This is a genomic window from Pseudomonas arcuscaelestis (assembly GCF_016881005.1).
GTDB classification, from domain to species: Bacteria; Pseudomonadota; Gammaproteobacteria; order Pseudomonadales; family Pseudomonadaceae; genus Aquipseudomonas; species Aquipseudomonas arcuscaelestis.
Window position 1 is genome coordinate 59,607 of record NZ_JACOPV010000001.1, and the last position, 14,443, is coordinate 74,049.

The 14,443-nt window shown below is 59.6% G+C and carries 12 protein-coding genes; 4 read left to right on the forward strand and 8 right to left on the reverse strand.

The annotated features are described in order from the left end of the window. Positions 1-2: 2 nt before the first annotated feature. From H8F21_RS00215 to pilM, 4 genes are all read right to left on the reverse strand, one after another. The gene (locus H8F21_RS00215; RefSeq protein ID WP_203479136.1) at positions 3-1,229 is read right to left on the reverse strand and encodes a type IV pilus secretin PilQ; all 1,227 of its coding nucleotides are present in this window, start codon (positions 1,227-1,229) and stop codon (positions 3-5) included. Between the two features lie 87 nt (positions 1,230-1,316). After that, positions 1,317-2,243 carry a pilus assembly protein PilP gene (locus H8F21_RS00220; RefSeq protein WP_203479086.1) on the reverse strand — a complete coding sequence of 309 codons (927 nt, stop codon included), beginning with the start codon at positions 2,241-2,243 and terminating at the stop codon, positions 1,317-1,319. Positions 2,244-2,251: 8 nt separating this feature from the next. Continuing rightward, complete coding sequence (locus tag H8F21_RS00225; RefSeq protein WP_203479085.1) at positions 2,252-2,779, reverse strand: PilN domain-containing protein; 528 nt, start codon at positions 2,777-2,779, stop codon at positions 2,252-2,254. Beyond that, on the reverse strand, positions 2,767-3,705 hold the full coding sequence (pilM, locus tag H8F21_RS00230; protein WP_203479084.1) for a type IV pilus biogenesis protein PilM: 939 nt from the start codon (positions 3,703-3,705) through the stop codon (positions 2,767-2,769). Before pilM ends, H8F21_RS00225 begins: the two co-directional genes overlap by 13 nt. A gap of 177 nt (positions 3,706-3,882) precedes the next feature. On the opposite strand from pilM, the gene H8F21_RS00235 reads away from it, so the two are divergent. After that, positions 3,883-6,330, forward strand: coding sequence for a penicillin-binding protein 1A (locus H8F21_RS00235; protein ID WP_413243024.1), 2,448 nt, complete (start codon positions 3,883-3,885; stop codon positions 6,328-6,330). Positions 6,331-6,476: 146 nt separating this feature from the next. Here H8F21_RS00235 and H8F21_RS00240 read toward each other — a convergent pair whose 3' ends face one another. The 3 genes from H8F21_RS00240 to rpmE form a co-directional block, all read right to left on the reverse strand. After that, positions 6,477-7,745, reverse strand: coding sequence for a malic enzyme-like NAD(P)-binding protein (locus H8F21_RS00240; protein ID WP_203479082.1), 1,269 nt, complete (start codon positions 7,743-7,745; stop codon positions 6,477-6,479). Positions 7,746-7,923: 178 nt separating this feature from the next. After that, positions 7,924-8,745 carry a thermonuclease family protein gene (locus H8F21_RS00245; RefSeq protein ID WP_203479081.1) on the reverse strand — a complete coding sequence of 274 codons (822 nt, stop codon included), beginning with the start codon at positions 8,743-8,745 and terminating at the stop codon, positions 7,924-7,926. A gap of 2 nt (positions 8,746-8,747) precedes the next feature. After that, positions 8,748-8,960 (reverse strand): 50S ribosomal protein L31, encoded by a 213-nt coding sequence (gene rpmE / locus H8F21_RS00250; RefSeq protein ID WP_038615552.1) that lies wholly within the window; start codon positions 8,958-8,960, stop codon positions 8,748-8,750. A 166-nt stretch (positions 8,961-9,126) separates the two neighbouring features. Here rpmE and H8F21_RS00255 point away from each other — a divergent pair, with 166 nt between their 5' ends. The 3 genes from H8F21_RS00255 (at position 9,127) to H8F21_RS00265 (ending at position 13,911) form a co-directional block, all read left to right on the forward strand. Then, complete coding sequence (locus H8F21_RS00255) at positions 9,127-11,346, forward strand: primosomal protein N' (RefSeq protein WP_203479080.1); 2,220 nt, start codon at positions 9,127-9,129, stop codon at positions 11,344-11,346. A gap of 137 nt (positions 11,347-11,483) precedes the next feature. Further along, complete coding sequence (argS, locus tag H8F21_RS00260; protein WP_203479079.1) at positions 11,484-13,220, forward strand: arginine--tRNA ligase; 1,737 nt, start codon at positions 11,484-11,486, stop codon at positions 13,218-13,220. Position 13,221: 1 nt separating this feature from the next. Next, entirely contained in the window at positions 13,222-13,911 is a 690-nt protein-coding gene (locus H8F21_RS00265; protein WP_203479078.1) for an SPOR domain-containing protein, read from the forward strand. Between the two features lie 44 nt (positions 13,912-13,955). Here the strand turns inward: H8F21_RS00265 and H8F21_RS00270 are convergent, their stop codons facing one another. Then, positions 13,956-14,375, reverse strand: coding sequence for a TM2 domain-containing protein (locus H8F21_RS00270; RefSeq protein ID WP_136478591.1), 420 nt, complete (start codon positions 14,373-14,375; stop codon positions 13,956-13,958). Positions 14,376-14,443: the final 68 nt, after the last annotated feature.

Consider the following 14,443-nt stretch of genomic DNA (forward strand, 5'->3'; position numbering starts at 1 on the left):
AATCAACGACTCACAGCAATCGCCTGGTCACTCATGATACGCGGAGTCAGGAAGACCAGCAGCTCGGATTTTTTCTCTTGTAGAACATCGCGACGAAACAGCCGCCCAACATACGGCACATCGCCTAAAAATGGCACCTTGTCGACAACTTTACTTTGCACTGTTGAGTACACACCACCAATCACGATGGTTTCCCCGTCGCTTACGCGAACCTTGGCATTGACCTCGTTTTTGCGGATGGCCGGCACATGGGCCAGGGCATTGAGGTAGTCCGGTTCGTCCTTGGTCACCTTCACCGCCATGATCACCCGGTTATCCGGGGTGATCTGCGGGGTCACTTCCAGCGATAGCGAGGCTTCGCGAAAAGTCACCGAAGTAGCGCCGCTGCCACTGGTTTCCTGGTAGGGCACTTCGGTGCCCTTGAGAATCCGGGCAGTCTCCTTGTCGGCCGTGACCACCTTGGGCTGGGAGATGATTTCACCGTTGCCGGACTTCTCCATGGCACTGAGCTGCAAGTCCAGCAGCATATTGTCTCGCACCAGGCCCAGGCCAATGGCCGAGGTGGCCCGCTCCACGCCCAAATCGACAAAGGTGTCGCCAGCCGCGGAGCCAAGGCCGCCGCCCAAACTTGCTTGCGCGCCCCAGCGCACACCAAGACTTCTCTCGAAATCGACATTGGCTTCGACAATTCGCGCCTCGATCATCACCTGGCGCACCGGCACATCCAGGCGAGTGATCATTTCCTTTAGCTCTCCGAGCCGCTCGGGGGTCTGGCGAGCGATCAGGGTGTTGGTCCGCTCATCGACACTCAGCGCCTCCTGCCCGGATGCCAATGGATCGTTCGGCGCAAGCGCCTGAAATACTGCGGCAATATCCTTTGCTTGGGCGTAATGGATCGGCAGCAACTCGTGGCGCATCGGCGCCAGCCCAGCCACCCGCTGACGCCCTTCAAGCAGCTGTTTTTCGTACCCCGCAAACTCCGCGATCGGCGCTACCAGCAGGACATTGCCTTCGACACGCTTTTCCAGGCCCTTGCTGCGTAGTACCAGATCTAGCGCCTGTTCCCAGGGCACCTCCTGCAAGCGTAAAGTAACCCGACCCTGCACGGCATCACTGGCGACCAGGTTTACCCCACTGAAGTCGGCCAACACCTGCAGTACCGCGCGCACCTCAACATCCTGAAAATTCAACGACAACGCTTGGCCACGCTCGACGCTACCAGCTGCCATCGGGATCGCTAGCCACCCCGCAACCAGCCAGACGATTGCTGCCCTGCTCCACTTTGTCTTCACCTGCGACCTCCCTGGTTCGCACCCCTATCCGGTGGTTGCCGGCAATTTCAGGCCAAGCGTTCGAGTTCTCTGGACCCAGCCTTCGCCCTCCAGGAAAACTTCTTCGGTAATGTCCACCTCGTGTTCATCGATACGTACGACCCGGCCGTTATTCCGCCCCAGCCGATCGCCCAATTGCAGGCGATGCACGAAGCCTGCAACCCGCAGCAACGCAAAACGAACCTGATTGCGCGCAAGACTGCCGACCATTTCGAACTGCTCGAGCGGCAAAGTCTGCAGGTACTCACGCGGCAGCATCGGCGGCGGCAACTGAAAAGGGTTGCGCAAAGAAACTGGCACAGGCCGCACCTGCTCAGGTTCGGCAGCCGCCACTACAGACCATGCGCTCGCCTCTCGGCTTTGGTAAGCGCTGACGCCTACCTGCATACGCAGCTCACTCGGCGCATGCTCCTCACCCGTCAACAGGGTAAAGTCCTGCGCGACATACAGCCGAGGCAACTGGGCCAAGCCATGGAAAAAAGCCACCAGCCCAGAGTAAGAGCCACGCAAGTGAAGCTGCACGGGCAGCTCAATGTGCTGGTCATGCAGCACCTGCGGCAGCACCTCCAAGTACTCGACAAGCACCCCATCCGCATGCCCTCGAAGCGCAACCACTTCAAGCAGATCAGCCACCTCACCGCCTGCCGCCAAGCGCCAGCGCGAGACATTCAGGCTTTCATGGGCTGCAGCCAGTTGCGCTTGTGCAGATGCAAGCTCCTGCGTTCGACTGGCCCTATCGATGCGTTCGATATTCATGCGCCGAGTCTGCTCATGGGCGGCTTCAACCCCTGAAAACAGCGCTCGCAATTGCAACGCGTAAGCCAGCCCGAGCAGCAGCACCAGACAGCACAACAGAAAAAACACTTGCCTGATGGGAGAGGCACTCGCCAGCTGTTGCCATCGAAACATCATCGACACACTCAAGTCTCGGCCCCCAGAGCGACGCTCATTTCGAATGCTTCGCCCTCATCGACCGCCTTGACCTGATGCACATGAGTATCCCGGTAAGCGTCGGACAAGTTGCGCAACAGCTGTGCAACCAATGGCGCCGATTGCGCAACCCCGGAAATCTGCATGCGCGAACCTTGTCGGCTCACCGTGGTGAGCTGCACACCGAGTGGAACTGCACGCTCCAGTTGCTGAAAAAGATCGACCAGTAGCAAACGCTGATCGTGCAGGGTGTCCAGCACTTGCTGGTAACTGTGAATCTGTTCACGCATATCTTTGTACTGTGCCATTTGCGCCAGCTGGGTATCGAAGTGCTCAATGGCTTGGTGAATTGAAGCCTGCTCAAGCGCTTGGCCGTGTTGTTCGCCTCGACCCAGGAAGTCCATTACCCAGGTCGCCAGTACTGCCGTCAGCCCCACCCCTAGCAGTAGTACTTGCAGGCGTCGAATTGCAGCCTGGCGTCGCTGCTCGCGCCAAGGCAGTAGATTCAGTTCAAGCATCGACCCCCCTCACGCATGGCCAGGCCGCAAGCAACCGCAAGGTATTTGGCCTGCTCCATGGAGGGCAGCTTATCAAGGCCAGGGGCTGGGATCAGGGACTGGAAGGGGTCGACATGCCGCACCTCAATGCCAAGGCGCTGCTCAAGCTGCGCGGCGAAGCTCTGATCGTGCGCACCACCGCCGGCAAGAAGTACTTGCCCAGGGAGCGCCCTGCCGGGGCTCGATAGCAAATAGTTATCCACAGCGGTGACGACCTCTTGCACAATTCCCTGGCACTCATACAGAAGCACTTCGCGGCGCGGCGCTACAGGCTCTGCTGCAAACTCGTGAATAACGAGGGCGCCTGCCTCCAGTTGTAGCAGCATGGCCTCCTGTACCCCACCCGCCTGCACTGCACGGCGCAAGGCGTGAGCGTCAGGTTCTACAGCACAAATAAACAGACCCGCGCATTCGGCGCTGGCCTGTAGAGCATCCAGCAAGGCCAGATGGCAGACGGCGACAACAACGAGCTGGTGCAGCGGGTTGCCTGGGCTCGGTCCAATAGACTGGAATTCGATTGCCGCATCTTCGAGGGCAAAGGGAACAAACTCACCGACGTCACGGGATAGACGCTCATCGATAAGGCGATCTTCAAGATCGCCAGGCAGTGAAAGGATTTTCTCGATGAGCAACCCGCCTGGTAGCGCCACAGCCCCACGCTGGCCTTGTCCGGTGCAGCGCACGACGGCTTCACGCAACACGGCACCGACCTGCTCCGGCTCGGCAATCCAGCCATTGTGCATTGCGCTTTTCGGCAACGGTTCGAGCGCCCAGCCCTGTAGCTGATAACGACCTCGACGCCGGCACAAGCGCACCAGCCTGATGAACGGAGGGGTAATTTCTACCCCCAAAAGTGAACTGGCATCCCTGCCCATGCGTCCAAACATCGGTTTTTCCCTGATCTATACAGGCGTATTGAGGCCAACCCTCAACAACCAGCTGACTCCCTGACGGTCGCACCAATAACGCGTCTGCGCGAAAAATGCTTATAATGCCCAGCGTTTTTCCTTGTCCGCTGGCCCTGCGCGCAACCCACTCTTTTACCTGGACGCCCAAAAGCCTTGATACGCCTGCTGAAGTTCTTCTGGTGGTCTTTCGTCGCAGTCATTTGCGCCCTCGTGCTCGGTCTGAGCGGTGCGTTTCTGTATCTTAGCCCCAGCTTGCCCTCGGTAGAGGCCCTCAGAAGCATCCAGTTGCAGATCCCTTTGCGGGTCTATAGCAGCGACGGAAAACTCATCGCCGAGTTCGGCGAGATGCGGCGTTCTCCAATACGTTTCGCCGACATTCCGCCTCATTTCATCCAGGCTTTGCTCTCGGCAGAAGACGACAATTTCGCCAATCACTACGGGGTCGACCCGGCTAGCTTGATGCGTGCTGCAACACAATTGCTGAAGTCCGGACACATTCAAACCGGCGGTAGCACCATCACCATGCAGGTGGCGAAGAACTTCTTCCTCAGCAGTGAGCGCAGCTTTTCGCGCAAGACCACCGAAATTCTCCTGGCCTTGCAGATTGAGCGCGAGCTGACCAAGGACGAGATTCTCGAGCTGTACGTCAACAAGATCTACCTGGGTAACCGCGCTTACGGCATCGAAGCTGCAGCGCAGGTTTACTATGGCAAATCGATCCGCGACATCAGCTTGGCGCAGATGGCCATGATCGCCGGGCTGCCCAAGGCACCGTCGCGCTTCAACCCGCTTGCCAACCCGGTGCGCGCCAAGGAGCGTCGCGACTGGATTCTTGGGCGCATGTACAAACTGGGCAAAATCGACCAGGCCAGCTATCAAGCCGCGCTGGCCGAGCCAATCAACGCCAGCTACCACGTACCTACACCTGAAGTCAGCGCCCCTTATATCGCCGAAATGGCACGCGCCGAGATGGTTGGCCGTTACGGCAGCGATGCCTACACCGAGGGTTTCCGGGTTACCACTACCGTACCGAGCGACCTGCAGGAAATTGCCAACAAGGCGGTCCTGGATGGCCTCAGTGCTTATGACGAGCGCCATGGCTATCGCGGCCCCGAAGCACGTTTTGCAGGCAAGACCCATGCTGATTGGGTACAGGAGCTGAGCAAACAGCGCCCGCTGGGTGGCCTGGAGCCAGTCATCGTCACACACGTCGACAAGACCGGTCTGCAAGTACTGACACGCAGCGACACAGTGGAAACCGTGGCTTGGGAAACCATGAAGTGGGCACGCCCATTCCTCAATACCAATAGCCAGGGTCGAGCACCGCAACAGCCTTCTGACGTTGCTCAAGTTGGCGACCTGATCCGCGTCCAGCGTCTGGACGACGGCACGCTGAAGTTCAGCCAGGTACCCAATGCCCAAAGCGCGTTGGTTTCGCTGGACCCCAACACCGGCGCCATCCGCGCCCTGGTCGGCGGTTTCTCCTTCGAGCAGAGCAACTACAACCGCGCCATGCAGGCTAAGCGCCAACCCGGCTCGAGCTTCAAGCCCTTTGTCTACAGCGCTGCACTGGACAACGGCTACACAGCAGCCAGTCTGGTCAACGACGCGCCTATCGTGTTCGTCGACGAGTACCTGGATAAAGTCTGGCGACCAAAGAACGACACCAATACCTTCCTCGGCCCGATCCGCATGCGTGAAGCGCTGTACAAGTCGCGCAACCTGGTGTCGATCCGACTGCTGCAAGCTATGGGTGTTGGCCGCACTATCGACTACATCAGCAAGTTCGGCTTCAACAAGCAGGACCTGCCACCCAACTTGTCCCTGGCCCTGGGCACCGCGACGCTGACGCCGATGGAAATTGCCACCGGCTGGAGCACCTTTGCCAATGGCGGCTACAAAATCACCCCATACCTGATCGACCGCATCGAAAGCCGCAACGGTGAAACCCTGTTTACTGCCAACCCGCCACGGGTGCCACAAGCCGATCAGATCGCAGCAGGCATTGCTGCACCAGAAGCCCCCATCAATACCCAGTTGCCCGGTGAAGCGACGCCAGCACCTGCAGGCAATGAGCCGGCGACTGCCCAGCCTCCAGCCGTTGCTGAACGCATTGTCGATGGTCGCACCACCTACATCCTTACCAGCATGCTCCAGGATGTAATCAAGCGTGGTACCGGACGCCGCGCCCTGGCCTTGGGCCGCACCGACCTTGCGGGCAAGACCGGCACCACCAACGAATCCAAGGATGCCTGGTTCTCCGGCTACAACGCCGACCTGGTAACCACGGTGTGGAGCGGCTTCGATCAACCGGAAACCCTGGGCCGCCGTGAGTATGGTGGCACTGTGGCGCTGCCGATCTGGATGAACTTCATGGGCGCCGCCCTCAAGGACAAGCCCAACCACGCGCCGGCCGAACCAGAAGGCATCCTCAGCCTGCGGATCGATCCAGTCAGTGGCCGAGCAGCAACACCTAGCACGCCAAATGCCTACTTTGAGCTGTTCAAGGCAGAAGACACGCCACCGTCGGTGAACGAGCTGGGCGGCTCAGCCCCAGGCAGTCCGCTGCCGGCTGATGAAGCGGCGCCGATAGACCTGTTCTAAGCGATCGCGGGGCAAGCCCGCTGCCACTGGTCGTGCACGGCCAGCCTAGGAAGCGAACTTGCCCCACGATGGGATACACAGAAAACAGCCAACAAAAAGCCCCGACTCTTGCGAGCCGGGGCTTTTTGTTACAACGCTACAACGGCTTAGCCGTTGAACACGTCATCCACGCTTTTCAGCGGGTAGTTAGCCGGATACGGCAGGGTTGCCACACCAGTCTCCAGCGCAGCCTTGGCTACGGCATCGGAAACGACGGTGATCAGGCGTGCATCCATTGGCTTCGGAATAATGTACTCACGACCGAATTCCAAGGCATCAACGCCGTAGGCTGCACAAACTTCCTTTGGAACCGGCAGCTTGGCCAGGTCTTTCAGGGCGTTGGCCGCGGCGATTTTCATTTCTTCGTTGATGCGCTTGGCGCGAACGTCCAGGGCACCACGGAAGATGAACGGGAAGCCCAGTACGTTGTTGACCTGGTTCGGGTAGTCGGAACGACCGGTGGCCATGATCACGTCGCTACGGGTAGCGTGAGCCAGCTCCGGCGAAATTTCCGGATCAGGGTTGGAGCAAGCGAAGACGATTGGGTTTGGCGCCATCGACTTCAGGCCTTCAGCGCTCAGCAGATTCGGACCGGACAGGCCAACGAACACATCAGCGCCGTCAAGGGCATCAGCCAGGGTACGCTTGTCGGTAGCGTGAGCGAAGACCGCCTTGTACTGGTTCAGGTCGTCACGACCAGCGTGGATCACGCCAGTACGGTCAACCATGAAGATGTTCTCGATCTGCGCACCCATGCTGACCAGCAGCTTCATGCAAGAGATGGCAGCAGCACCAGCGCCCAGGCAGACGATCTTGGCATCAGCCAGAGTTTTACCAGCGATTTCCAGAGCATTGATCATGCCGGCCGCGGTGACGATAGCGGTGCCGTGCTGGTCATCGTGGAACACCGGGATGTCGCACTGTTCGATCAGGGCGCGCTCGATTTCGAAGCACTCAGGTGCCTTGATATCTTCCAGGTTGATGCCACCGAAAGTGATGGAGATGCGCTTGACGGTGTCGATGAAGGCTTGCGGGCTTTCGGAGTCGACTTCGATGTCGAATACGTCGATGCCAGCGAAACGCTTGAACAGAACACCCTTGCCTTCCATGACCGGCTTGGACGCCAGCGGGCCGAGGTTACCCAGGCCAAGAATGGCAGTACCGTCGGAAATGACTGCTACCAGGTTACCCTTGCCGGTGTACTTGTAGGCCAGCTCCGGGTCGCGAGCGATTTCGCGCACCGGCTCGGCCACGCCAGGGCTGTAGGCCAGCGCCAGGTCGCGAGCAGTCGCGGTAGGTTTGGTGAGCTCTACGCTCAATTTCCCCGGACGAGGCTGAGCATGATATTCGAGAGCGGCAGTTTTCAGGTCTGACATGGTGGGCATTCCGCTATTTACTGTTCTGACGGACCGCCGAGGATACGCAAAGAGCCAAGGCCCGACAAGACTGGTCGGTCACTTGTGTCAAGGCCTTTAACCTACGACTTTCCGCCAAGAGCCGCAGCCTGCAAGGGTTTCGATGTGTACAATCGAAATAAAAAATGTAGACAATTTTTTATCTTTCGACCCTTTCCAGCATCGTTGGATCGGTCAATGGCAACATCCAGCGTCTCTGTCCGGGCTTCAAGCCACCTTTGCGGGAACGATCCATCACCCAACCGCGAGCTTCGACGGATCGTCCTTTTAGATCAGTCAGAAAGGATGACGGGAAGTTACGCTGCAAACGCGAAGGCACCTGTAGTACCAGTGAATCGTCAATTTCGATCCAGATGCCGCCGCGATTGCGCTCAATACTGCCCACCTTACCGCTGATCAGCGCGAAGCCCGACTTACGGATCTGGCTCGACGAGGTTACCGGTGACTGCCGCCACAGACCTTTGCCAGCCCGACGAGCAGCCTGTTCCGCCTGCTGCTGACAGTCGCTCAGCGAGACGTTGGGCGCCACCGCCACGCGGTAGCCGAGGCCCTCACTGAGCAGTTGTGCCTCAAAATTGTCGCCAGAGCGACCATAGACGTGCGCCAGTGTGCGACCGTATTTGTCGCGGGCCTCGACACCGGGGACCATGTTCACCCGGTCGTCACTGGCCTCTACCAGCGCCTGTAGGCGCTGGCGTGCGGCTTCGGCAAAGGCTTCACTGGTATGCCCCTTGCGTCCGATCTCCGGCGCATTGATACCGATCAAGCGCACGCTTCGACCATCTTTCAGACGCAAGGTATCGCCGTCGACCACCTGACGTACGCTAACCCATTGTGGATCGACGGGCATCGGACAGAAAGCCAGCGCCGTCATTTGCCAAGTTGCGCCCACAAAAAAGGCGCCCACAAGGGACGCCTTTTTCAGCAACGTTGCCAAGCCCATCGGGCCAGCGACGCGCAATCTTACTTCTTGCCGAACGCAGCGAAGCGATCTTCGAAGCGCTTGACGCGGCCGCCGGTATCCAGAGTCTTCTGCTTACCGGTGTAGAACGGGTGGCACTCGTTGCAAACGTCGGTACCCAGCGGGGAGCACAGGGTCGAACGAGTTTCAAACTTGTTACCGCAGCTGCAGGTGACTGCGATTACTTCGTAATTCGGGTGAATTTCTGGCTTCATGGTCACTTCCTCGACTGCGTGCCGCCACCCAACACCATTGTTGAATACCGCACGTAATTAGGCGGCGAATAATACCAGAGCATGCTGTCAACGCAAGTTGTCGCTTGCACCGGCCGTCGTCTGCTAGGCTCGCCAGGTCTTGGAACCCCTTCAGAGAACTTACTGCGTGTCCGACGTCATTCTGCGCCTTGCCCTACCCTCGCCGCTACGGCGACTGTTCGACTACAGGGCCACAGCGAGCATGGCGCGCCACACGCTAACCCCCGGCATGCGTATCCGCGTGCCCTTCGGGCGCCGAGAAATGATCGGCATCCTGATCGAAGTCACCGACAAGAGCGAAGTACCGGCCGACAAGCTGAAACCGGCAATCGCCCTGCTCGACCCTGTCTCACCACTGCCCCCGGCGCTGTTCAAACTGTGCCTATGGACAGCCCAGTACTATCAACACAGCCTTGGCGACACCCTGAGCTGGGCCTTGCCCGTGCTATTGCGCCAGGGTGAACCCGCCGAGGCACGCCAGGAACGTTTCTGGCAGGTGGCCCCAGGGGCGCGCCAGGATGACCCTCGTATCGCCCGCGCCCCTCGCCAGCGCGAAGCCTTGGCGACACTGGCCCAGCACCCTCACGGCGTCGCACACACGCTGCTGAGCAAACTGATGCTGAGCAAAGAAAGCCTCGACCTGCTGCTGGCCAAGGAGTTGGTACAGGTTGAAGTACGCCGCCACTTGCCACAGGAGCGTCATGAACACTGGCTGGCCCAGCCCGAACTGCCACTGAACGACGAACAGCGCGCCGCGTTCAATGCCGTACGTTCGGGATTCGACAGCTTTCATGCCTTTCTGCTCGCCGGGGTCACCGGCAGCGGCAAGACCGAGGTGTACCTGCAACTGATACGCGAAACCCTTGAAGCCGGCAAACAGGCGTTGATCCTGATTCCGGAAATCAACCTGGGGCCACAGACTCTGGCGCGCTTCGAGCAGCGTTTCAACGCCCGCATCGCCTTGCTGCACTCCGCAGTCAATGACCGCGAACGCCTGGATGCCTGGTTGGCAGCCCGCGACGGCGAGGCCGACATCATCATCGGAACGCGCTCGGCCCTGTTCACCCCGATGAAGCATCCCGGCTTGATCATCATCGACGAGGAGCATGACGGTTCCTATAAACAGCAGGAGGGTTTGCGTTATCACGCCCGCGACCTCGCCCTGGTACGCGCGCGCCAAGAGAACATTCCGATCCTGCTCGGCTCGGCGACACCGTCACTGGAAAGCCTGCACAACGCGCACAGCGGGCGCTACGGCCTACTGCGCCTCAATCAGCGCGCTGGCGGCGCACAGCAACCGCGCTTCCTGCGCCTGGACGTCAAGAGCCGGCCGCTGGACAGCGGTATCAGCGGACCGATGCAGCAGGCGATCGGCCAGACCCTGGCAGCCGGCCAACAGGTGCTGGTATTCCTCAATCGCCGCGGCTTTGCACCTACTTTGCTCTGCCACGATTGTGGCTGGATGTCCGAGTGTCCGCGCTGCGATGCGCGCATGACCGTTCATCAGCGCTCCAATGAATTGCGCTGCCATCACTGTGGTTACGATGAGCGTGTGCCACGCCAGTGCCCGCAATGCAACAAGGTTGACCTGCGCCCCGTGGGTGCTGGCACCGAGCGAGCGGAAGAGCGCCTGAGCATTCTGTTCCCTGACTTCCCGGTTTTGCGTGTGGACCGCGACAGCACCTCGCGCAAGGACGCCATGAACCAGTTGTTCGCCACGATCCAGCGTGGCCAGCCCTGTATTCTGGTCGGTACCCAAATGCTTGCCAAAGGGCACCACTTCCCACGCGTAACCTTGGTGGCAATTCTCGACGCAGACGGCGGATTGTTCTCCGGAGACTTTCGCGCCAGCGAGCGCATGGCCCAACTGATCGTCCAGGTTGCTGGGCGTGCAGGACGCGCCGAGGAACCTGGCAAGGTCATCATCCAGACGCACCTGGCCGACCATCCGTTATTGGTGCAACTGACCGAACAAGGTTACTTCGCCTTTGCCGAGCAAGCCCTGAGCGAGCGACGTGCGGCTGGCCTGCCACCGTTTGCCCACCTGGCCCTGCTGCGAGCTGAAGCGCACAAACCAGGGCAGGCCGAAGGGTTTCTCGACGAAGCATGCAGCGCTGCTGAGCAGTTGCTGATCGAACACAACCTTCAAGGTATCGAGCTGCTTGGCCCGGTACCCGCACCGATGGAACGACGCGCGGGCCGTTTTCGAGCACAACTATTGCTCCAGGCCAATGCACGGGCGCCTTTGCATCGACTGATCAGCGCCTGGTTGCTACTGTTGGAACAGATGCCGTCCGGGCGCCAAGTGCGCTGGTCTTTAGATGTTGACCCTGTAGATCTGTACTGACCAGGGTCGCAATGGGAGCGGGCTTGCCCCGCGATATACCCTCAAAGGTTGGCAACCACGCCCCGGCAACGGATAATGTCCAGTTTTTCCACCTGCGCATCGAAGCGCCGCCGCGCTTGCGGTCGAAAGAGAAGCCCATGAAAGACACCATTCGCCAGCTAATCCAGCAAGCCCTCACCCAACTCGTCACCGACGGTGTGTTGCCTGAAGGGCTGACGCCGGCGATCCAGGTGGAAAACGCCCGGGACAAGACGCACGGCGACTTCGCCAGCAATATCGCGATGATGCTGGCCAAGCCTGCCGGCATGAAGCCTCGTGACCTGGCAGAAAAGATCATTGCCGCGCTGCCTGCCGACGAGCAGATCAGCAAGGTCGAGATTGCCGGCCCAGGCTTTCTGAACTTCTTCCAAAACACCCAGGCTCTGGCTGCCCGCCTTGATGCCGCACTCGCCGACGCCAAGCTCGGCGTGCGCAAGGCCGGTCCTCAACAGAAGGTTGTGGTTGACCTGTCGGCACCGAACCTCGCCAAAGAGATGCATGTAGGTCACCTGCGTTCGACTATCATCGGCGACGCCGTGTCGCGCGTACTGGAGTTTCTTGGCGACACCGTGATTCGCCAGAACCACGTGGGCGACTGGGGCACTCAGTTCGGCATGCTGATGGCTTACCTCCAGGAAAACCCGATCACCAGCGACGAGCTGTCGGACCTGGAAAACTTCTACCGCGCCGCGAAGAAACGTTTCGACGAATCCGAAGAGTTCGCCGACCGTGCCCGTGGCCTGGTGGTCAAACTGCAAGCGGGTGACGAGGAATGCCTGAAGCTGTGGACTCGCTTCAAAGACATCTCGCTGTCGCACTGCCAGAAAACCTACGAACTGCTCAACGTCAAGCTGACCATGGCCGACGTAATGGGCGAAAGCGCCTATAACGACGACCTGGCCAATGTCGTCAACGACCTCAAGGCCAAAGGCCTTCTGGTCGAGAGCAAGGGCGCCCAGTGCGTGTTCCTCGACGAGTTCAAGACCGCCGAGGGCGAACCGCTGCCGGTGATCGTGCAGAAAGCCGATGGCGGCTACCTGTATGCCACTACCGACTTGGCTGCCGTGCGCTATCGCAGCAACGTGCTCAAGGCCGATCGCGCCCTGTACTTTGTCGACCAGCGTCAGGCCCTGCACTTCAATCAGGTATTTGAAGTAGCTCGCCTGGCCGGCTTCGTCGGTCACCCCATGCAAATGGAGCACATGGGCTTCGGCACCATGAACGGCGCTGATGGCCGCCCGTTCAAGACCCGCGACGGCGGCACGGTAAAACTTATCGATCTGCTCACCGAAGCCAAAGAGCGTGCCTACACCCTGGTCAAGGAGAAGAACCCCGAGCTGCCCGAGGCTGAACTGCGCGCTATCGGCCAAGTGGTGGGCATTGATGCGGTAAAATACGCCGACCTGTCCAAGCACCGCACCAGCGACTACAGCTTCAACTTCGAGTTGATGCTCAATTTCGAGGGCAACACTGCTCCGTACCTGCTGTATGCCTACACGCGCGTCGCCGGCGTATTCCGCAAGCTGAACAAGAGCTTCGATGAGGCAGACGGGCAGATCGTTCTGCAGGCGGCCCAGGAACAAGACCTGGCTGCGCGCCTGGCTCAATTCGGCGAAATCCTGAACAACGTCGCCGAAAAAGGCACACCGCACGTACTCTGCGCCTACCTGTACGACGTGGCCGGCCTGTTCTCCAGCTTCTACGAGAACTGCCCGATCCTCGCTGCCGAGACCCCTGAACAACAGCAGAGCCGCCTGCGCCTGGCTGCCCTGACTGGCCGCACCCTCAAGCAAGGTCTGGAGCTGCTCGGCCTGGAAACCCTGGAGCGTATGTAAGTTGGCTGCCAAGAAAAAACCTGCACCAAAGCGCGGCGCCAGTCGCAACCAGGCACCTGCCAAACAGCCGATTCCGGGCTGGTTGTGGCTGGCAATTGGCCTGACGGTTGGCGCCTTCATCGTTTTTCTGATGAAGCTTGAGCCAGGCAACCAAGAAGTGAAGCGGACCAAGCCTGAACAGCAAAAAGCCGAAAGAGCCGCCGAAGCCAACAAGACAGCGCCGAGCCCGCAACAACCGGTAAAGCCCAAGTACGACTTCTACACCTTGCTGCCCGAGTCGGAAGTGATCGTGCCGCCTGAAGCCGTTCCGGAGAAAACCCCGCCGGTGCCTGCGCAACCTCCGGTAACCCCGGCGGAAGCGGCGAAAATCGATACTGCGCGAGCACAGGCGGCCCTGATGGGGCAAACGCCACCACCCGCGCCGCCGGTAATCAAGCCTGCAGCAACGACCCAGTTCTTTCTGCAGGCCGGGTCGTTCCGCAAACAGGCTGACGCCGACAAGGTCCGGGCGCAGATCATTCTGCTCGGCCAGGCGGTCAAGGTAGAGTCCGGTACCGTCAAGGAAGAAACCTGGTACCGGGTGCTGGTCGGGCCGTTCAGCAACCGTGAACAACTGACCGTAGCGCAGAAACAATTGGCTGGCAGCGGCTTCAGCAACTTGCTGCTGCAGCAGCGCCAGACCCGCCAGTAAGTCCTGCCAGCGGCCTTGTCGACACACCGACAAGGCCGCTGCCTTCAACGCCGCTGAGCGTTGGCCAGCGATACTTGGGTGTTCAACGTCCAGAAATCGTACAAGACCCCCACCAGGAACAGCCCACCGGTGAACAGGTAGATGATCCCGGTAATCCACTTGCCCTGATACATGCGGTGCACGCCGAACACACCCAGGAAGGTCAGCAGGATCCAGCTCAGGCTGTAGTCCAGAGGGCCGGCGTGAAAGCGCAGATCTGCCTCGCGATCCATCGCCGGGATCAGAAACAGGTCGATCAGCCAGCCAATACCCAGCAAGCCCAGGGTAAAGAACCAAATAGTACCGGTAACCGGTTTGCCGTAATAAAAACGGTGGGCGCCGGTGAAACCGAAAATCCACAACAGGTAACCAATTACCTTGCTGTGCGTGTCGTGTAACTGCCCGTCCTGCTGATAACTGTTCATTCATAGCCTCTGTGGGTTATCGATAAATTTTCTAAGAAAAAATGTGACTTTTTCGTTTCAGGGCGACG

Bases quoted from the DNA above. Each gene is read 5' to 3' on its own strand.
- H8F21_RS00215 (WP_203479136.1), bottom strand. From the start codon at position 1,229: ATGGCAGCTGGTAGCGTCGAGCGTGGCCAAGCGTTGTCGTTGAATTTT.
- H8F21_RS00220 (WP_203479086.1), bottom strand. From the start codon at position 2,243: ATGATGTTTCGATGGCAACAGCTGGCGAGTGCCTCTCCCATCAGGCAA.
- rpmE (WP_038615552.1), bottom strand. From the start codon at position 8,960: ATGAAGCCAGAAATTCACCCGAATTACGAAGTAATCGCAGTCACCTGC.
- H8F21_RS00270 (WP_136478591.1), bottom strand. From the start codon at position 14,375: ATGAACAGTTATCAGCAGGACGGGCAGTTACACGACACGCACAGCAAG.
- pilM (WP_203479084.1), bottom strand. From the start codon at position 3,705: ATGTTTGGACGCATGGGCAGGGATGCCAGTTCACTTTTGGGGGTAGAA.
- argS (WP_203479079.1), top strand. From the start codon at position 11,484: ATGAAAGACACCATTCGCCAGCTAATCCAGCAAGCCCTCACCCAACTC.
- H8F21_RS00225 (WP_203479085.1), bottom strand. From the start codon at position 2,779: ATGCTTGAACTGAATCTACTGCCTTGGCGCGAGCAGCGACGCCAGGCT.
- H8F21_RS00240 (WP_203479082.1), bottom strand. From the start codon at position 7,745: ATGTCAGACCTGAAAACTGCCGCTCTCGAATATCATGCTCAGCCTCGT.